16 protein-coding genes, 1 other RNA gene and 1 pseudogene are annotated in these 17588 nt (G+C 72.2%); 4 read left to right on the forward strand and 14 right to left on the reverse strand.

What is annotated here, in order from left to right; translation table 11 throughout:
* The first annotated feature begins 36 nt into the window (after positions 1-36).
* On the forward strand, positions 37-531 hold the full coding sequence (locus tag IGA62_RS04260; protein WP_145816158.1) for an OsmC family protein: 495 nt from the start codon (positions 37-39) through the stop codon (positions 529-531).
* Between the two features lie 24 nt (positions 532-555).
* Here IGA62_RS04260 and IGA62_RS04265 read toward each other — a convergent pair whose 3' ends face one another.
* From IGA62_RS04265 to IGA62_RS04275, 3 genes and pseudogenes are all read right to left on the reverse strand, one after another.
* On the reverse strand, positions 556-1029 hold the full coding sequence (locus IGA62_RS04265; protein ID WP_145816157.1) for a DUF6194 family protein: 474 nt from the start codon (positions 1027-1029) through the stop codon (positions 556-558).
* A gap of 149 nt (positions 1030-1178) precedes the next feature.
* Positions 1179-1637: a hypothetical protein gene (locus IGA62_RS04270; RefSeq protein WP_145816156.1), complete on the reverse strand. Its 459-nt coding sequence runs from the start codon at positions 1635-1637 to the stop codon at positions 1179-1181.
* Between the two features lie 150 nt (positions 1638-1787).
* Positions 1788-2528: pseudogene (locus IGA62_RS04275) on the reverse strand (class I SAM-dependent methyltransferase); the annotation flags it as partial.
* 157 nt (positions 2529-2685) lie between these two features.
* On the opposite strand from IGA62_RS04275, the gene IGA62_RS04280 reads away from it, so the two are divergent.
* Positions 2686-3120: a VOC family protein gene (locus IGA62_RS04280; protein WP_145816154.1), complete on the forward strand. Its 435-nt coding sequence runs from the start codon at positions 2686-2688 to the stop codon at positions 3118-3120.
* 155 nt (positions 3121-3275) lie between these two features.
* Here the strand turns inward: IGA62_RS04280 and IGA62_RS04285 are convergent, their stop codons facing one another.
* Positions 3276-3701, reverse strand: coding sequence for a MarR family winged helix-turn-helix transcriptional regulator (locus IGA62_RS04285; protein ID WP_232625039.1), 426 nt, complete (start codon positions 3699-3701; stop codon positions 3276-3278).
* 114 nt (positions 3702-3815) lie between these two features.
* Here IGA62_RS04285 and IGA62_RS04290 point away from each other — a divergent pair, with 114 nt between their 5' ends.
* A complete protein-coding gene (locus tag IGA62_RS04290; protein ID WP_145816152.1) occupies positions 3816-4202 on the forward strand; it encodes a tautomerase family protein in 387 nt (128 codons plus the stop codon).
* 104 nt (positions 4203-4306) lie between these two features.
* Here IGA62_RS04290 and IGA62_RS04295 read toward each other — a convergent pair whose 3' ends face one another.
* The 6 genes from IGA62_RS04295 to IGA62_RS04320 form a co-directional block, all read right to left on the reverse strand.
* Positions 4307-4837, reverse strand: a complete 531-nt coding sequence (locus tag IGA62_RS04295) for a GNAT family N-acetyltransferase (protein WP_145816151.1) — start codon at positions 4835-4837, stop codon at positions 4307-4309.
* Between the two features lie 117 nt (positions 4838-4954).
* Entirely contained in the window at positions 4955-5503 is a 549-nt protein-coding gene (locus IGA62_RS04300) for a nucleotidyltransferase family protein (protein WP_232624871.1), read from the reverse strand.
* 129 nt (positions 5504-5632) lie between these two features.
* A complete protein-coding gene (locus tag IGA62_RS04305; protein ID WP_145816149.1) occupies positions 5633-6523 on the reverse strand; it encodes a sulfotransferase domain-containing protein in 891 nt (296 codons plus the stop codon).
* Between the two features lie 223 nt (positions 6524-6746).
* The gene (locus IGA62_RS04310; RefSeq protein WP_232624872.1) at positions 6747-6962 is read right to left on the reverse strand and encodes a hypothetical protein; all 216 of its coding nucleotides are present in this window, start codon (positions 6960-6962) and stop codon (positions 6747-6749) included.
* A 250-nt stretch (positions 6963-7212) separates the two neighbouring features.
* Positions 7213-7630, reverse strand: an RNA gene (gene rnpB, locus IGA62_RS04315) — RNase P RNA component class A.
* 122 nt (positions 7631-7752) lie between these two features.
* Positions 7753-9213 (reverse strand): ArnT family glycosyltransferase, encoded by a 1461-nt coding sequence (locus tag IGA62_RS04320; RefSeq protein WP_145816147.1) that lies wholly within the window; start codon positions 9211-9213, stop codon positions 7753-7755.
* Positions 9214-9370: 157 nt separating this feature from the next.
* On the opposite strand from IGA62_RS04320, the gene IGA62_RS04325 reads away from it, so the two are divergent.
* Entirely contained in the window at positions 9371-10132 is a 762-nt protein-coding gene (locus IGA62_RS04325; RefSeq protein ID WP_145816146.1) for a sulfite exporter TauE/SafE family protein, read from the forward strand.
* Positions 10133-10197: 65 nt separating this feature from the next.
* On the opposite strand, the gene IGA62_RS04330 is transcribed toward IGA62_RS04325, so the two are convergent.
* Genes IGA62_RS04330 through IGA62_RS04345 form a run of 4 tightly spaced genes read right to left on the reverse strand, consistent with a single transcriptional unit; the run spans position 10198 to position 17570 of the window.
* The gene (locus IGA62_RS04330; RefSeq protein WP_145816145.1) at positions 10198-11700 is read right to left on the reverse strand and encodes a phospholipase D-like domain-containing protein; all 1503 of its coding nucleotides are present in this window, start codon (positions 11698-11700) and stop codon (positions 10198-10200) included.
* Entirely contained in the window at positions 11693-12865 is a 1173-nt protein-coding gene (locus tag IGA62_RS04335; RefSeq protein ID WP_145816144.1) for a hypothetical protein, read from the reverse strand. The genes IGA62_RS04330 and IGA62_RS04335 overlap by 8 nt, the downstream gene beginning before the upstream one ends.
* Positions 12862-16122: a DEAD/DEAH box helicase gene (locus IGA62_RS04340; protein ID WP_145816143.1), complete on the reverse strand. Its 3261-nt coding sequence runs from the start codon at positions 16120-16122 to the stop codon at positions 12862-12864. Before IGA62_RS04340 ends, IGA62_RS04335 begins: the two co-directional genes overlap by 4 nt.
* Complete coding sequence (locus IGA62_RS04345; protein WP_145816142.1) at positions 16119-17570, reverse strand: TIGR02710 family CRISPR-associated CARF protein; 1452 nt, start codon at positions 17568-17570, stop codon at positions 16119-16121. The genes IGA62_RS04340 and IGA62_RS04345 overlap by 4 nt, the downstream gene beginning before the upstream one ends.
* Positions 17571-17588: the final 18 nt, after the last annotated feature.

The following is a 17588-nucleotide window of genomic DNA, read 5'->3' on the forward strand; positions in this document are numbered from 1 at the left end:
CCCACCGGGCGTCGGCCGGGACGGCAGGATCGCGGTATGACGAAGCTGCACGAGTACGAGACGGTGGTCAGCTGGACCGGCAACCGGGGCACCGGCACCAGCGGCTACCGCGAGTACGGCCGGGAACACGAGGTGACCGCCGAGGGGCCGGCGGCCATCGCCGGCAGCTCCGATCCGGCGTTCCGGGGCGACCCGGCCCGGTGGAACCCGGAGCAGTTGCTGGTCGCCGCGCTCGCCCAGTGCCACATGCTGTCGTACCTCGCACTCTGCGCGCGGCACGGCGTGGTCGTCACCGGGTACGTCGACCGGGCGCACGGCACCATGGCGCAGCAGGGCGACGGAGGGCACTTCACCTCGGTGGTACTCCGGCCGGTCGTCCGGGTCGCCTCGGCGGCGATGGTGGAGAAGGCGACCGCCCTGCACCACGACGCCCATGCCAGCTGCTTCATCGCCAGCTCGGTCAACTTTCCGGTCACCCACGAGCCGACGGTGACCGCCGACGACGCCGCGGGATCGCCCGAGGTCGACTGACCGTGCCCGGGGTCGCCCCGCCACTCAGGTCTTCGGGCGGTGCCGGGCCACCGCGCGCGCGTGTGCCCCGGCCAGCAGGGCGCGGGTACGTTCGGCGGTCGCCTCCCCCGGGTTCAGCACCGAGGCCCAGCCCTGCGTCGCGTACAGCGGGTGGGGAACGAAGCGGTCGAGGGCCGCGTGGTCGTACTCGTCGTGGTGCGCGCCGTGCGCGGCCGGCGCGTGTCCGAACAACTCCTCGAAGACCTGGCGGCCCACGGCGACGTTCACCCGGAAGACTCCGTCCCGGTCCAGGTCCGAGGCGGTGTCGAAGCCCGGGTAGTTCCGGCCGACGATCGTCGCGAACGGCATCCGGCGATCGGCGGGCAGGTCACGGTCCGGGTCGTAGTAGAAGAAGTGGTCGCCCCACGCCATCTCGGGGGCGCCGTTGGCGGCGCTGGCCGTGAGCAGGTCGACCCCCGGCAGGCTGGTGACGAACTCGACGATGTCCTCTTCGGTCATCAGCGCAGTATCGCGGCACGGCCGCCCGGGCCGGCACCGGTTTCCGGCCCGTCAGCGGCGATCCCCGGAGGTCGTGACCGCCGGGATCCGACCGCACACTTCTTACCGGCGCCCGCGACTGGCGGCACGGCGGCTGACACGGGCGATGGTCAGCCACGACACCAGGCACGGGCCGGCGCGGTGCGGACCAGGAGCCCGCTGACCAACAGCGCCAGCACCGCCAGCAGCCCACCGGCCATCGCCGCGATGGTGGCCGGTGCGACCGGGGTCGTGATCAGGGCGCCGAGACGCGGACCGAAGACCAGCATCGCGCCGATCCCGCCCAGGAACGCGAGCGCGACCGGCGCGGCGAACCGGTGCACCACCCGCCAGGCGGTCGGTCCGCCGCGCCAGAGCCCACGGAGGACGAGGACGACCGCCACCGTGCAGCCGGCCAGGGCGAGCCACTGCCCCGCGCCGCCCGCCTCGGCGAGCAGCACGACGTTCACCGCGAACATGTACGCCCACCAGGACGCGAGCAGCAGCATGCTCGCGACGATGCTGGTCGGTCGACGCAGCGGCCCGCGCCCACCGGCCGACAGGCGGGGGCGCGACGGCTCGCCGGTCATCGCCGGATCCGATGGTCCGGGTCGGTTCTCGTCATCGATGTGCTCATCCGCACCTACGGTCGCATACCCGATCTCTGCGGGCGTCACGAACACGTCCCCGCGCCCGCCAGACGAGCCTCGTAGATCCTGGCCCGGCGGTCGCGGGCGGGATCAGGCGACAAGCAGACGGAGGCCAAGCTCTGCGGCGTCGAGATCGACGAGTTCCCGGTTGCGTTCTGCCCACCGGCCCGAGGCGAGGTCGTCACGAAGGCTGTCCACTGCCCGCTGCTCGGCCTCCGGCCCGACTCTGGCCCAGACGGACATCCCGCGACGGACGTTCTCGTCCAGGTATGCCTCGGGTCGGCGCCAGTAGGCCTCGAAGAAGCCGTCAGCGCAGTCCCACGGAACGGGCACCGGCTCCGTGCGGGCTCCGATCGCATCGGCCAGCTCGGTCAGCGGAGGCCGGTCGACCAGGAGGTCCGCGGCCTCAGGCAGGTAGTCACGCGTGAGCCAGAACCGACGAAGCCATCCGACGTCACTCGTGTCGTGCGTGAACACCACCACGCGGCGGGCAACGCGCCGCATCTCGCGCAGGCCCGCGATCGGGTCCTGCCAGTGATGGACGGTCGCAAAGGCCATCGCGGCGTCGAAGGACTGGTCGTCGAACGGCAGGCTTTCGGCAGAGCCCACCAGGCACGGCGCTGCCCCTGGTAGGCGCTGCGAACGCATCAGCGCCGACGGTTCCACCGCGAGGACGTAGCGGTCGGTGGGCTCGTAGGAGCCGGTGCCGGCTCCGACGTTCAACACCGTCCGCGCATCGCCGAGCGCAGCCCAGGTCCTTGCGGCGATGCGCGGCTCGGTGCGCCGCGTCACGGTGTACGTGGCTCCGATGCTGTCGTACAGTTCCGCGCCGGACATGTCGCTGCCTCTCTGGCCGTCGTGAGCCCTGCACCGCGCAGGTGACCTGGTGTCCCTGCCCTGTTCGCCCTGGCGTCCCCCGGCTCTCGCCACAGCGCCCGGCGGGCGGACCCGTGGAGACGACGAAGGACCCGGCTTCTATGGTGGACCAATGGCGTCGGTCAAGCAGGTCCAGATCACCTTCGACTGCGCAGAACCCGAGCGCGTCGCTCGTTTCTGGTGCGAGGTGCTGGGGTACGTCGTACCGCCGCCACCGCAGGGCTTCGCCACCTGGGACGACTTCGATCGCACGCTGCCGCCGGGGCGGCAGGGTTCATCCTTCGCGTGCATGGATCCCTCAGGTGTCGGCCCGCGACTGTTCTTCCAGCGCGTTCCGGAAGGCAAGGTCGTCAAGAACAGGCTGCATCTCGACGTGCGGGTCGGGACCGGGCTCGTGGGTGAGGAGCGCGTGGCCGTACTCGAGGCCGAATGCGCACGACTCGTCGCACTCGGCGCGGTCCGCGTGCGGCTGCTGCTCGCCGATGACGAGAACGAGTCGTGCCTCGTGATGCAGGACGTCGAGGGCAACGAGTTCTGCCTCGACTGAGTGGCCGCCGCCGAGCCCGAGGATCTCCCACTGCCGCAGCCCGCACCCCGCGCGCGAGGTCGACCATCGGCCGGTACCGCTGCGCCAGGCCACCGCGCCCCTGCCAACAGTGCGGGCCCTCGCCCACCGGTGAGGGCCCGCACTGTTGGCACGGTCTAATCGCGTCCCGGAGCAGTCTGCGCTGGGCCCGAGACGGCCGCCTCGTACCGGAGCAAGGTATCGACGAATGTCCGTTGTTGTGCCGGGCTCAGCGGCGCGAGGGCGCGTCGCCATGCCTGGGCGCCCGGAGACAGCCATTCGGCGATGGCGGGACGGCTCTCCGGGCTGATGTCGACGATGCGGCGGCGACGGTCGGCGTCGTCCTCGCGGCGCACCAGGATCCCTTTGCGGCTCAGGTCGCTCACGATCAGGCTCACCGTGGTCGGGGCCACACCCAGCATCCCGGCCAGTTGGGAGACGGTCAGCGGGCCGTCCAGCAGGAGCAGGGACAGCATCGACAAGTGCCTCGGTGCCAGGTCAAGTGACCTCAGCTGTTCCGGCGGAGGCAGACGTTTGACCCTGCCGACCAGCCTTGGCATCACCAGCAGCAACTCCCGGACCGTGTCGTCCGTGGCGTCACGCCTTGACATCCACCCACCCCCGAAATACCTTTGTTTACAAAGATGATTTGCGACCAAACCGGCATGGAGGATGGTATGCCCCACCTCAGCGTCCACGCGCTGGAGAGCGACCTGGCCGGCCGCGAGACCGCACTGATCCAGAACCTGACCGACGCGGTCGTCGCCGTCTATGGCGAGTGGGCCCGAAGCATCACGGTCGTGCAGTTGATCGGCCTACCGCCCAACCGATGGGGCATCGGCGGCACGCCAGCACCTGCACCCTCACCCAGCGTCACGTTCGGCATCAAGGAAGCCGCGTTCCGCCGACCCGACGCCGACGAGATCGTTGCCCGACTCGTTTCCGGGGTCACGGACGCCATCGTCGGCGTCCTCGGGGAACGCGCCCGCGCCGGCCTACGGGTCGATCTCGTGGGCACCCCGGCCGGGCGTACCGGAATCGGCGGAGTTGTCGTCACGTCATAGCGGGTCAGTCACGTGCCGAAGCCGGCCACGAGCAGCCAGCAGGACTCGATCGCGTCACCTGATGTGCGACGCGGCTCCGCCATCTGACGTGGGACAGATGCCGATCAGCTGGCCAGCTTCTCGAAGAGTTCGTTCGGCGTGTCGTAGTACCTCGTCGTCCGGCCGAGGTGCGTCATGCCGAGCCGCCGGCAGACGGCCTGGGAGGCACGGTTGTCCGGGTCCGTGACCGCGATGACCCTCGTCAGACCCCGGCTGAACGCGTCGTCCAGGACCGCCGCCGCTGCTTCGGTGGCGTAGCCGTGCCCCCACGCGTCCGGGTGCAGGTGCCAGCCGATCTCGACATCGGTCGGCCCGCCGGCCGGTTCCCCGGCCGACAGGGGAATCGGCTTGAGCAGGAGGTTTCCCACCAGCCGACCGTCCGCCGCCGTGGTGATGGCCCAGATCCCGTGGATCGGATCGTCGACGGCGCATCGGCGTGCGATCGAGGCGAGGGCATCCTCGCGGTTGTTCATGATCCTGGGCCGCGCGCCCAGGAATCGCACGACCTCCCAACGCGACTCGAGATCCAGAAGGAAGTCGGCGTCCTCATCACACCAGGGGCGCAGCAGGAGGCGGTCGCTCGCGATGGTGCGCATGCGACCTAATCTAGCCAGCACCGAGCAACCCGCCCCGAGCCGATTTCCCTCGCACGCGTCTGTAGCCGAAAAGAGGACGTCCTGTCGGGGCTACCCTCCCTTCGCTTGGCGTGAGCGCTAGATTTCCAGCCGCAGTCCGGCCCATCGGTCCAGCCATCCCTTGACCTCCACGCGGTGCTGTACCTTCGCGCGGCCCGCTGCGTTGTTGAAGGCTGGAGAGGGGCGAACAACCATTCCCACAAGGTCGGCCAGCCCATGGCAGGACACCAGGCGAACAGCGTCACCCCGCAAAGTGACCGCGACGCACGTTGCCGTTTCGGGCCAGCGCGACATCGCGTCCAGGGTGGACGTGTAGGGCTCATCGCCATTGCGCAGATGCATCCGTGCCTGATTACGGATCTCCCACGGCACCCCGGGCAGGACCGCCATGGCTCGGGCTTCGGCGCGGGCGTCCTCGCGGGGGTCCAGCTTCTCCGGGTCGAAGTAGGCGACATCCACGTCGCGCTCCGGCGAGACCGGGAGGTTGCTGATCGCGTCCCACACGCGATTGCGTACGAAGCCGGCACCGATCCACCAGTCCGGTAATCCAAGGTCGGCCGTAGCCCGAAGGACTTTCATTGCTCCCGGGTCAGACTCGATGACGCCCACAACGTCCTGCGCGCTCATGACCATCCCAGGGACCCTAGACCAGCGGACGTGCACACCGCTCGCGAGGCAGGGCTAGCATCTCCGGTGACACGACCGACTGAAAGCCGGGGTCGTGATCCGTCAGCTGATGTGTGACGCGAAGAGGGACTAACGTCCTCGGTGCAGCCAGGCCAACAGATCCGCTGGGGCCATCTCAGCCACGCGCCGGTGGTAACGGCTGAGTTCCTCGGTGCTCAGGAGCGCTTGTCCAGCACCCGACCGGCCCTTCCGGAAGAAGGCTTGATGGTCTTTCAGCACGCCGAGGGCATCGGGCACCAGGACCTGGGCTCGCTCACGCATCGCGGCGAACGTGGCGGCCTCCACCAGCGTCGCCCACCGCTCGGCTGGCACATCAATACCTAGCCATGCGGCGATCCGCCGCATCTGTCCTTCGAGGTCGGCCAGGAGATCGTCATAGTGCACCAGCAGCACATTTGGCTCCCGCCGGCGTCGCCAGGCATCAGTCAGGTGCCAGAGCACACCGGGCAGCGAGTCCAACGCCTCCTGCGGATCGCAATCGCGTTCGGTCCACCGCACCAACCAGGAGTGCAGGTCAGGCCGCGCCGGCGGTGCAATGCTGGACTGCGGTTCGCCGGTGAGCTGGCGCACTCGTTCCCGGTCGATGTTGTCGCTCTGGTGGTACAAGGACACCGCCATGTCCAGCGGGTGCCGCGCCACCACGATGTACGACACGTCGGGCTCGATCGGTATCCCGTCCAGTGGCGTGTGTGTCTTGATGAAGCGCCGATGCTGCTGCGCGGCGAGACGGTCGCACACCTGCCGCTGTGGAGCAGTCAGCCAGTCGAGCCAGGGGGACAGTTGCGCCAACGGCGCCGGCAGGTCGGCGGTCTGGAAGACCAGCAGCGCGCAGATCATCTGCATCCAGGTGGTGCCGCTCTTCGATCGGGTGCTGATGACGATGTCGCCGCGCCGGAGCGGGAAAGCGAGCCACCTGCTGCTGTCTTCCTCCGAAGATCGATACCGCACCGGGGTCGTCATCCGAGCGAGCCTAGAGGACCGATGTAGCTGTCCGCTTCTTCGTTTCCGGACCGGCCCCTGTCACAGATCGTGACGGTCCCCGCGGCGCGTCGATCAAGGCACCGCGCTCCGCGCGGTGCGGAGCGGCAAGCCCGGCCGGCGGCAAGCCGCCCCGGGTGCCTACGGCGCCGGGGCGGTGAGCTACCGACAGCCGCCAGGACACCGCCCTGACGCGGGACGCAGATCAGTCCAGGGCGAGTTCGTCCGGGTAGCGTTCACGAAGCAAGACGACCGCACTGCGCAGGCAATCGCCAAGGCTGTTGCCGTCGCACCTGATCGACGCCCCGCCGAGCCGTTGGCCTGAGATCACCACCGTCCAGGGTTTATGCTCCCGCTCCCCGTCAATCTTGACGATCCCGACGAGGCCCAGCTCCCCCAAGCGCGCCAGCAACTCCGGCACCCGCTCATCCCACCCCACCCGGGGATTGGACCACGGAGGCCGGTACGGAAGCCGTCGCCCCGGCCACCGTCGAGGGCGGGGCTTCCGGCTGCTCCGAGGCAAGGTCAACTGAGCCCGCCCTCAGGGCGTCTCAGGGGGCAGAGCGTCGTCAGGGTGTCAGACGCCGACCAAAGTTGACCGAGCACGACCATCGACACCCGGAAATAGAACCAGCTCAGAGCCTTGATCAGGGCTCTGAGCTGGTGGGCGACGGACGAGTCGACCTGTACGCCGGATTCTGTGCGCGCCGCGTACCCCTGGGGGATCCGCGACGGCGGCGGCCATCCATCTCGGCCTACCGTCGCCGGCAGGCTCCTGCGGCCTACCCGCAGACATCGGGCGGGCCGCCCTCAAGCGTCTGCGCAGGCTGCCGTCCTCGCGTTCGGCGGCCCTTCTTGGCCTTGCTCCGGGTGGGGTTTACCGAGCCATCCCGGTCACCCGGGATGCTGGTGGGCTCTTACCCCACCGTTTCACCCTTACCGCGCCCGATGGGCGCGGCGGTCTGTTTTCTGTGGCACTGTCCCGCGGGTCACCCCGGGTTGCCGTTAACAACCACCCTGCCCTGTGGAGTCCGGACGTTCCTCGGCGGCGGGCACTCGGCCCGCCGACGCGACCGCCCGGTCGACTCGTCCGTCGCGCTCTCATCCTAACGATGCGGCGTCGCCGGCTATTGCCGGCCCGCTCCACCGGGTACGAACCGGTCGGACCGGACGGGCGGAACGTACCCGGCCGGCAGCGCCCACGGCACGCGTCAGCGGGACGGGCCGCCTTCGGCGGCGCGGAGCAGGGGCACCCCGTCGACCTCCCGCCAGGGTCGGTAGTGCTCGGCGAGGATCCGTCCGACCTGCCCGGTGCGGTCGACCCGCGCCGGATCGTGGTTGAGCACCACCACCCGGGGGCGGTCCGGCCCGTCGAGCATGGCCCGCAGTCGGGGCAGCGCGTCCGGGATCTTCTCGATCGGTTTGCCCCACAGGTACGGGTAGTCGGTACGCCGCCCGGCGAGGAAGTAGATGTCCGCCTGGGAGACCAGCACGAAGATCTCGTCCTCGGGCCGGGTGCCGGCGCGGATCGCCGCCGCGATCCGGGCGTCGCGCCGGGCCGCCTCGGCGTACGGGACGGCCCGCTGGCGTTGCGCGGGGGTGGCCGGGACCAGCGCCGCCAGCCAGGCGACCTGCGGCAGCAGGACGGCCCCGAAGGCGACGGTACGCAGGGCGGGGCGGTGAGCGCCGACGGTGGTGACGGCGACGGCGGCGAGCACGGCCAGCGGGGGCAGGAGCTGGACCCAGTAGTGCGGCCAGTACGAGCCGCCCAGGTTGACGCCGACCAGGCCACCGGCGAGCCAGGCGGCCACGGTGGTGGTGGCCGGCCGGTGCCGGCGTACCGACCAGAGGCCGACGCCGGCCGCGACGCCGAGGGCGGCGAGTTCCGGGGTGACCGTGCCGAGGCTGCGCAGCAGGGCGGTCGCACGGTCGTCGGTGCCGGTGCTCGTGCCGCCGAGCGCGGCGAGCTGGTAGCCGACGAGCGCGTGCCAGTACCGGGGGCCGCTGACCGTCCAGCCGTGCCATGCGCAGAGCCCGACCGGCAGGGCGGCCCCGGCCAGGAGGACGGCGTACCCGCGCAGGTGGCGCCCGGTGGTCACCGCCAGGACGGCCAGGGCGGCGGTGAGGCCGTCGAGCCCGGAGGGTTTCATGGTGACCGCTCCCCCGGCGGCGATGCCGGCGACGACCAGCCAGGCCGGGGTGCGGTGCCGCCGCCAGAGCAGGGCGGCGGTGACCGCGAGGGTGGCCGGGACGCTGGCGAGCAGTTCGCCGTTGAGGGTGAAGCCCTCGATCCGGGGTGCCACGCCCACGACCGCGTAGAGCGCCGCCGCGATCGTGCCGGTACGCCGGCCGGCGAGCAGCCAGCCGGTCGACCCGACCAGCACGGTGATCAGCGCACCGGCGGCCACCGCGCCGACCCGGATGGCACCGCCGTCGTGGTCGAGGCCGAGCAGCAACCGGTACGTCAGCAGCAGTCCCTGCGGCCGGTCGAGCCATGCCTCGCGGTACAGCGGCACTCCCCGGGACCATTCCCGGGCGACGTGGGCGTACCCGCCCTCGTCCATGGAGAGCCCGGTGCGGACGAAGGGAAGCCGGAGCAGGGCGGCGAGAACGGCGCAGGCCAGGATGGCACCGGCGGCACGGCGGGTCTCCCGTGGTCGCGGCTGGGCCATGTGCGGCTCTTCCCGTTTCCCGGGCGCGCAAGCACGGCCCCGTCGACCGGCCGCTCCTCCCCGGGCTCCTCCCCGCCCGAGGCCCCGCAGCCGCCGGACGTGGGCGGTGGGGCTGCTGCGTGCGCCCGCGTGCCGTCCTGGGTAGCCTCGGTTCGCCATGGATGTCTACGACGTCGCGTTGCTGCTCGTCGCCGGTCTCGCCGCGGGCACGGTCAACGCGGTGGCCGGCGGGGGTTCGCTGATCACCTTCCCCGCGTTGATCGCGGTGGGCCTGCCGCCGGTGGCGGCGAACGTGAGCAACTCGGTGGCCGTGTGCCCCGGTTACCTGGCGAGCGTGGCGGGGAGTTGGCGGGACCTGCCGCCCCGGCGCACGGTGGCGGCGCTGCTGCCCACCGCCGTGCTCGGTACGACGATCGGGGCGCTCCTGCTGCTGAACACGCCGGCCCGGGCGTTCGAGCTGGTCGTACCGTTCCTGGTGCTCGGGGCGACGGCGGTGCTGGCGTTCCAGGATCCGCTGCGCCGGCTGGTGGGCCATCCGCGTGACCTGGGTGCGCGCCGCCGGGTGGTCACGCTCCAGGCGATGGTCCTGCTCGGCACGGTGTACGGGGGCTACTTCGGTGCCGCGCTCGGGGTGATGCTGATCGCCGGGCTGGCCCTGGTGCTGGACGAGACACTGGCCCGGGTCTCGGCGTTGAAGAACCTGATCTCGGCGGTGGTCGGGCTGACCACGGTGGGGATCTTCGCCGTCTTCGGGCCGCTGAACTGGGCTGCGGTGGCGGTGGTCGCCCCGGCGACGCTGGTCGGCGGGTACGCGGGCGCGCGGCTGGTCCGCCGGTTGCCACCGGTGGTGCTGAAGTCCCTGATCGTGGTCTTCGGCACGGTGATCGGCGGCTACCTGCTCCACCGCGCGCTCCGCTGAGCCGCGCGCGCGGGCCGGCCGGTGCACGCGGGCGGGCCCGGAGGCGGGCCGGTCGGCGGGGCCGGTCAGGCGCGGACCAGGGTCGCCGGGCAGATCCCTCGCCTGGTGCTGGCGGTGCCCTCGGAACGGAACTGGCCGTACCAGCGGTCCATCCGGTCCAGCGCCGGTTCGTCGGCGCGGGTGACGCTGAGCCGGCGGGCCGGGCCGGCCAGGGTGAAGACCCGGTCGGCGGCGTGCAGCCGCAGCACGCCGTCGTCGGTCCAGAGCACCGGGCCGGACTCGACCGCTTCGACCAGCGTGCGCCAGTCGGCGTCGGAGGCGGTCACCGTGAGCCGGCCACCGCCCCGCCACCGGGTCTGCCAGGCGGCGCGCAGCCCGGCGTCGAGGGTCCGGCCGGTGGGCTGCGGCTCGAACCGCCGGTCGGCGTGCGCCATGGCGTGCAGCAGGTACCGCCGGGCCTCGGTGAGCACCGGCCGGTGGTCGAGTCGTACCCCGACCTCCACCCCGTCGTAGAGGCCGTGCGAGGCGTCCAGGTTCGCCGAGAACAACGCACCGTGCCGGCCGTCCGCGATCACTGCCTTGGCGTGGGTGTACGCGTCGGCGTGGATGCGGACGCCGGCCTCGGCGAGTGCCGCGGTGTCGCGGCGGTGGTCGGGGATGTTGTTGCGGGCCCGCACCAGCAGGCGGACGTCCACGCCGTGTTCCCGCATCGCGCGGCGGAGCGGGTCGAGCAGCATCTCCGGTCGTTCCCGGACGCCGACCAGCCCGAACGTGGCGAGCAGCAGTTCGTGACGCGCCCGGCCGATCACGTCGTGCAGGGTGTGGAGGATGCCGTGTTCGGTGCCGTCGGTCCAGACGACCCCGTGCGGCCCGGTACTCGACGCGACGGTCACCGGCGCGTCGACCGGGACCCGCTGCCGCAGGGCGTACTCGGTGCCGGGGGTGACCTCCCAGGTGCAGCCGGCGAACCACAGCCGGGTGAAGAAGCGGGCCAGCCGACCCACCTCGGCCGGGTCGGTGAGCACCACGCCGCTCTCCCCGGTGGCCGCCCGCTCGGGCCGGTCGGCCAGCGCGCTGGTCTCCAGGTTGGCGCTGCCGACCAGGGCCCGTTCGTCGTCGACGACGAGGAACTTGGCGTGGCACTGCTCGTGGCCGCGCAACGCGATGCCGCGCCGGGTGAGGCTGTCGAACTGCTTCTTCTGCACGGCCACGTCGTCGCCGTCGAGGTCGTCGAGTTCGGCCAGCCCTCGGCGCAGGGTGCTCTCGTTCCACGAGGTGACCACGTACACCCCGCCACGCAGCCGGTGTACCGCCTCGACCAGGGCGTCGATGATCTGCCGGTCCCCGATCCGGAAGCTGGCCAGGAAGATCTTCCGCCGGGCCGACCGGATGAGGTCGACCGCCGCCTGCCGGATCGACTCGGCGGAACCCCGGTAGGTGAAGTGGTGCCGGTAGTGGTCGTCGGCGGGCGGGGCGGCGACGAAGGGCTCGGCCGGCGCCGACACCGGCAGGAAGAAACCCGAGGGTGTACGGACCCGGCCCAGGTCGACCCTGTCGCGCTCAGTCATAGCTGAAGTCCTCCGCCTCCCGCAGGGCGTACACCATCGGATGGAAGCCGAGTCGCCAGGCCCGGTCGCGGACCGCCGGGGTGCGTGGCAGCGACGCCGGGTCGCCGTCGCCCCCGGCGGCGGAGGTGAGTGACCGGTCGAGGGCGACCAGGCTCTCCGCCCGGCTGTCGCCGGGAGCGAGGTCGAGAGTCAGCTCGGCGACCAGGTCCGGCGCGGTGGCCGTGACGGCCAGCGGAAGCGCCAGGTTGCGGCCCCGCTCGGCGAGGAGTGCGGCGTCGGCGCCGCTGATCGTGCACCGCCATCGACCGATCTCGACCGGCTCGATGTGCGGGAGCCGGCCCTGGTCTGCGCCGGACACCTGTCGCCAGAGGCGGAGCCGCAGGTCCCGGTCGGTCAGGTCGGCCACGGTCCCGGTCCAGTACCGGGCGAGGCCGTCCGCGCCGTCCAGTTCGGCCACCACCGGGTCGCCACGCTCCCCGACGATGGACACCACCGGCACCGGGCGGTCGCCGTCCAGGCGCAGCGCGCCGGCACAGCGGTACGCGGGGCAGAGACCGTCGACCGCCACCGGGGTGGTTCCGTCGCCGGACTCGGCCGGCCTGAGGACGTCCTGCCCGACTCCGTGGACCGTCCGGGCGGCCAGCCGCTCCTCGAGCAGCCCGGCGAGGTCCCGGTTGCGGAGTTCCGCCGGGACGGGGGCGTTTCCGGCCGGTCGGGCCCGCGCCTGTTCCACCTGCTCCAGCCAGGAGTTCTTCGGGTCCAAGGCGAGCAGGTCACCGGTCCGGGGCAGCAGGACGAGGTCGTAGCGGACGGTCCGGTACTCGTGGACCACCCGTTCGGCGACGAGTTGCTCGGCCATCGGCCGCCATACCGCGTAGCCGTCGGCGTCCGGGATCAGCGCGTTGGACTGGACGAGTCGGCGCGCGCCCGCCGGCAGGAGCGTCCCGGGCAGGCCGGTGATCTCGGTGAACTCGACCGGGTCCGCCCGTCCGGTGGTGAGCGCGAGTTCCGCCGTGAACCGCTCCAGCGGGGTCATGTCGACGGCGGTGCGCCGCAGCAGCGGCACCGAACGCCACCAGCGCAGCGGCAGCAGCACCTCGGGCAGTTCCAGCCCCGCCCCGGGACGTCGTCGGCCGGCGTGCCCGGCCACCTCGAACCGGATCACCGGGGGCTGCGGACGAGTTCGGCGTCCGCGCCGCCGCCGAGCAGATCGAACAGGTTCGCGTAGAACGCCTCGGCCGGCGGCACCCCGTTGAGCCTGCGCAGGGTGGGCGCGTGGCCGACCAGCACCAGCCCGCGTCGGGCCCGGGTGCACGCGACGTTGAGCCGGCGGACGTCCTGCAACCACCGGCCGTACCGGGACGACGGGGTTCCCCGGCCCAGGTGGGTCCGGACGAAGGAGAGGAACACCAGATCGCTCTCCTGCCCCTGGATCTTGTCGATGGCGTCGACCACCTGGAACCGGAGCAGCCGGAAGTCCGGGTAGCGGGGGCCGCCGAGCGCGGCCCGGACGGCTGCCGCCTGGGCGCGGTAGAAGGTCAGCACGCTGGTGGAGACCGGTTCACCGCCGGAGCGGCGCAGCCGCTGCTCCCAGGAGCGGCACATGTTCACCACGGTCTCCACCTCGAGGTCGTTGACGAAGCCGTTGCCCTGCTGCCGGTCCCGGGCCCGCTGCCCGTACGGGGAGGTGTCCGCGAAGACGATCGGAGTACCGGTCGGCCCGTACCGCAGCGGCGTCACGGCGGCCGGGCGGGGCGTGACGTACGCGCCGCCGTACACCGGTTCCCGGACCAGTTCGGCGATCGGCTCGATCATCCGGCGTTGGGTCCGCAGCGCCTGGCGCAGCTGCGGTGGCACCTGGCCGACGGCCCGCTCGAAGAGGCTGCGTACCAGGTGTTCCCGCATCGCGGTGAGCAGCGTCCGCTCCGGGTCCGCGCCGCCGGAGCGCAGGCGTCGACGCGTCGCGTGGAAGTCGGCGCGGTAGTGCTCCCGCCACGTGCCCTGCCGGCGGAGCAGTTCGGCGGTGCGTCGCACGCTGTCGGTCCGGAACTGGTGCAGTTCCTCGTCCTCGACCCAGAGGTCGCCGAGACGACCCACCGCCGCGTCCAGGTCCGGTTGGTCGTTCCGCTCGACGGCGGAGAGCACGGCGAGGGCGTGCAGGTGGTGTTCGTCGGTGGATTCCACGTAGGGCGGCAGCTGGTGCTCGTCGCCGACGAGGATCCAGCGACGGGCCCGGACCGCGCCGATCAGGAACTCGCCGTCGGTGACCCGGCTCGCCTCGTCGACGATGAGCGTGTCGAAGTCGATGTCGTCGAGGCTGCGCCCCAGGCCGGTGGTGGTGCAGCAGACCAGGTTCGCCGAGCGGACCACCTCGGCACCGAACTCCCCGAGCAGCCCGTCGGCGCTGCCGTCGGTCAGCCCGGAGAGTTCGAACCAGCGTCGTTCCAGGGCGATGCGGTGCTCGCAACGGGTCACCCCGGCGACCAGGTCGGCGTGCCGTCGCTCCAGGTCGGCGACGTCGAGGCGCTCCGGGTCGTACTCGGTCGCCGTTCTCAGCGCGCCGGTGGCGGCGGTCAGCGCGGCGGCGGCGCTCTCCCGGGCGGCCCGGTGTTCGGCGACGGCGGCCCGGTGGGCCGGCTCGCCCCCGGCCCGCTCACCCGTCAGGCCCGCCAGCTCGGCCCGCGCCCGGGTCGACCTGTCGGACCACTTCCGGTGCCCGGTGGTCAGCCGCCGGTGTTCCCGCTCGGCCGCGTCCGCCGCCGCCAGGAGTCCGGTCAGGGCGTGGTGGACGCCGAACAGCTCGACCAGCCGGTACCAGAACACCAGCAGCACCGGAATCCGGTCGACGTCGGTCCGCAGCCGCTCGACCTCGGCGGTGGCCTGCGGCAGGGCCGCGACGATCCCGGCCAGCTTCCGGTCGGCGCGGGCCACCTTCTGCTCGGCGTCGGCCAGTCGGGCGGTGATGTCCTGCTGCCACGCCCGGTGCCGCCGCACCGCCCCGGCCAGCCGCTCCTCGGCGCCGGTCAGGCCCCTGCGGGCGGTCAGGTACGCCCCGACCGCCTCGGCCCGGCGGCGCAGCACGTCCGCCTCCGCCCGCCACCGGGCCGCTCGGGAGGCGGCCGGCCGGCGGCCCCGGCGCAGGTACGTGTCGGCGACCCGCTCGGGCAGGAACCGGCGCAGGTCCTCGCGCACCCGGCCGGCGTCCCAGCTGATCCGCATCGCGAGCACTCCCGGCCGGTCACCCACCCGGCGGAGCACCTCGTCGACCGCGACGTGCATCGGCGCGAGCAGGAGGACCCGCTCGCCCCGGGCGACGCACTGCCGGACCACCTCGGTGATCACCCTCGTCTTGCCGGTGCCCGGTGGCCCCTGGATGAGGAACGTGTGCGGCGTCCCGACGGCCCCGGCCACGGCGGCCCGCTGCTCGGTGTCCAGCTCGTCGTCGAACCACCGCGACAGCATCGGTGCCGACGCCACCGGCAACCCGTCCGGTTGGCAGAGCAGCTGGGCCAGGTGCGTCCAGTCGCCCTCGACGTCCTCGTCCAGGAACGACTGCAACGCGCGGGCGTGCCGTCGCATGGCGAAGCGGGACTCCTGACGCACCTGGACGGGTGTGCCGGCCGGGACCTCACCCGACGGCGCGGAGACGGCGAGCTGCCGTTCCTCGACGTTCTGGATCCGTAGCTTCGCCGGACCCGCGCCGGCGACCCGGACGTCGACCCCGCTGCCCTCCCGGAAGCCACGGGTGTGCGGAAGGTCGATCCAGAGGACCGCGCTGTCGCCGTGGTCACCGACCTCCCGGGCCGTCCCCTCGCCCTCGACCTTCTCCTCGAGCTCGCTGCGTTGCCTCAGCAGTTTCAGCAGCAGGCGCAGCGGCTGGTAGCGACGGTGGGCCAGCGCCCGGAGGACGGCGTGCGACCGGGGCTGCTCGACCGCCTGCCGCAGACCGTTGCGGGCCCGGTCGACGGCGGTCCGGCGCCGTCGCGCTGCGGCAAGCGCCTCCCGGTACGTCCGGAACAGGCCCTCCGGCGAGCAGGGCGTCCGGGTGTCCTCGTGGGCGAAGACCACCTCCACCGGCCGTACGGTGACCGAACGGCTCAGCCCGCCGGCCGGCTTCACGTTGGTGACCAGCGTGATCTGCTCGCCCTCCGTACGGCCCGGACGCTCCTGCACGAAGACGTGGTACCGGGAGCCGGAGATCACGTGGTACCTCGATCCGTCCCGGCCGGCGCGCTCCTCCACCCGGAGGCCGGCGGCCAGGTCGGCGGCGACGTCGCCCCGGTCGACCGTGCCCACCCAGGGGAAGTTCCCGGCCCAGGACAGGACGACGGAGTGGCGCTCCAGGCCGACCGGGTCGAACAGCCCCGGGTCGCTGGTCCGGCTGTGCTCCTCGACCCACTCCGACGGGATCCCCAGCGTCACCGGTCCACTCGCAGGAAGCGCAGCTCGGCCAGGAGGTTGTCGAGGTCACCGCCGTCGCCGTGCCGGGCCCAGTACGCGGTCAACAGCTCGGCGGCCTCCTTGCGCAGGTCGTCGGTGTCCGAGGCGGAGATCGCGGCCGTACCGTGCGCCAGGACGGACTTGTTCCGTGCCCTCGTCCTGGCCTGGAGGCGCTGCAACCGACCCAGGTCCGGCGTCCCGGACGCGTCGGTGAAGCCGGCGGCGGCCATCATGTCGTCCGCCTCGGCGACCAGGAGCTGCGCCGCCGCGAAGAGCGTCAGCTTCGCCGGTGGCCCCTGGGTCAGGCCGCTGCCCAACGCCCGGCCGAGTTCCTGGTAGCGGCGTCTCAACCGGTCGGGCGCGTCGATCAGGCCGTAGTCGCAGTTGTCCGGGTCGAAGCCGGGGTACCGCGCCCGCAGGCGGCTGGTCAGGCACGCCTCGATGGTGCGGTAGAAGAGCAGCGCGGCGAAGTCGTGCCGGCTCACGTGCTGGTAGTGCCGGCCCAGCAGGTAGAAGCAGACCACGAAGGCGGTCGGCTCGCCGGCGGCCAACCGCTCGGCGAAGGCGAGCTGGGCGTGCAACGTCCCGGTCAACGCCGGTGACACCTCGCGCTGCACGGCCGGCAGGCTGTCGCGCACCCCGGCCACCGCCGCCGGCAGGGCGGGCAGGTCCAGGTCGCACCAGGTGCGGTAGAGCTCGGCGACGGAACGCATCAGCCGCGCCCGCCCGGGCACGGCCACCCGCTCGCAGATCTCCGCGTAGCGCTGCCGGGCCGCCTCGTACGCCCCGGACCGGAAGGTCTCCAACGCCCGCTGCATCTCCTGGTCACCGAAGAGCGTGGTCGGGTTGTCCAGCGTGATCAGGCGGTCCTCGCCAGGCAGCGGTCTGCGGGTGACCGGGTCGTAGCGGTTCTCCACGTACGTCAACCGGAGGTTGAGCTGCCAGGCGGCCAGGGCCGCCGCCGCGCTCATCACCTTCCGCCCACCGGTGATGTCGATGACCGCGTCCCGGCCGTCCCGCCCGCCGAGCCACTTGGAGATCTTGGCGTACATGTCGAGCGGGTCACTCGGGTCGACCGTCTCGTGCTGGAAGGTCTCGAAGTCGAGCCGGCCGCTCATCACCAGGTGCCCGCCGATCAGGTTGACGCTCTCCGCCGCGTCCTTCGAACGCAGCACCAGCAGACGACGCGGCTGGAGCAGCTCGAAGGCCAGCACGGTGGGAGTGGCGGCGAATCCGCAGAGACTGATCAGCAGGTCGACCCGGCGGGTCGGCAGCACGCTCGCCGCGCGCGCCCGCCGGACGGCCTCGTCGAGGAGGTGGTCCAGATAGAACCGGGTGGCCTGGAGCGCGGCACTGCCCTCGCCGTAGCGCTCGTCACCGCGTTGGATCCGGGACATCTGCGCCACGCGGTCTACAAAGGACGTGCCCATGGGGGCACCCTACCCACC

Source organism: Micromonospora sagamiensis, from assembly GCF_014680085.1.
Taxonomy (GTDB): Bacteria; Actinomycetota; Actinomycetes; order Mycobacteriales; family Micromonosporaceae; genus Micromonospora; species Micromonospora inyonensis.

Bases quoted from the DNA above. Each gene is read 5' to 3' on its own strand.
- IGA62_RS04260 (WP_145816158.1), top strand. From the start codon at position 37: ATGACGAAGCTGCACGAGTACGAGACGGTGGTCAGCTGGACCGGCAAC.
- IGA62_RS04265 (WP_145816157.1), bottom strand. From the start codon at position 1,029: ATGACCGAAGAGGACATCGTCGAGTTCGTCACCAGCCTGCCGGGGGTC.
- IGA62_RS04270 (WP_145816156.1), bottom strand. From the start codon at position 1,637: ATGACCGGCGAGCCGTCGCGCCCCCGCCTGTCGGCCGGTGGGCGCGGG.
- IGA62_RS04280 (WP_145816154.1), top strand. From the start codon at position 2,686: ATGGCGTCGGTCAAGCAGGTCCAGATCACCTTCGACTGCGCAGAACCC.
- IGA62_RS04290 (WP_145816152.1), top strand. From the start codon at position 3,816: ATGCCCCACCTCAGCGTCCACGCGCTGGAGAGCGACCTGGCCGGCCGC.
- IGA62_RS04295 (WP_145816151.1), bottom strand. From the start codon at position 4,837: ATGCGCACCATCGCGAGCGACCGCCTCCTGCTGCGCCCCTGGTGTGAT.
- IGA62_RS04300 (WP_232624871.1), bottom strand. From the start codon at position 5,503: ATGAGCGCGCAGGACGTTGTGGGCGTCATCGAGTCTGACCCGGGAGCA.
- IGA62_RS04305 (WP_145816149.1), bottom strand. From the start codon at position 6,523: ATGACGACCCCGGTGCGGTATCGATCTTCGGAGGAAGACAGCAGCAGG.
- IGA62_RS04320 (WP_145816147.1), bottom strand. From the start codon at position 9,213: ATGGCCCAGCCGCGACCACGGGAGACCCGCCGTGCCGCCGGTGCCATC.
- IGA62_RS04325 (WP_145816146.1), top strand. From the start codon at position 9,371: ATGGATGTCTACGACGTCGCGTTGCTGCTCGTCGCCGGTCTCGCCGCG.
- IGA62_RS04330 (WP_145816145.1), bottom strand. From the start codon at position 11,700: ATGACTGAGCGCGACAGGGTCGACCTGGGCCGGGTCCGTACACCCTCG.
- IGA62_RS04345 (WP_145816142.1), bottom strand. From the start codon at position 17,570: ATGGGCACGTCCTTTGTAGACCGCGTGGCGCAGATGTCCCGGATCCAA.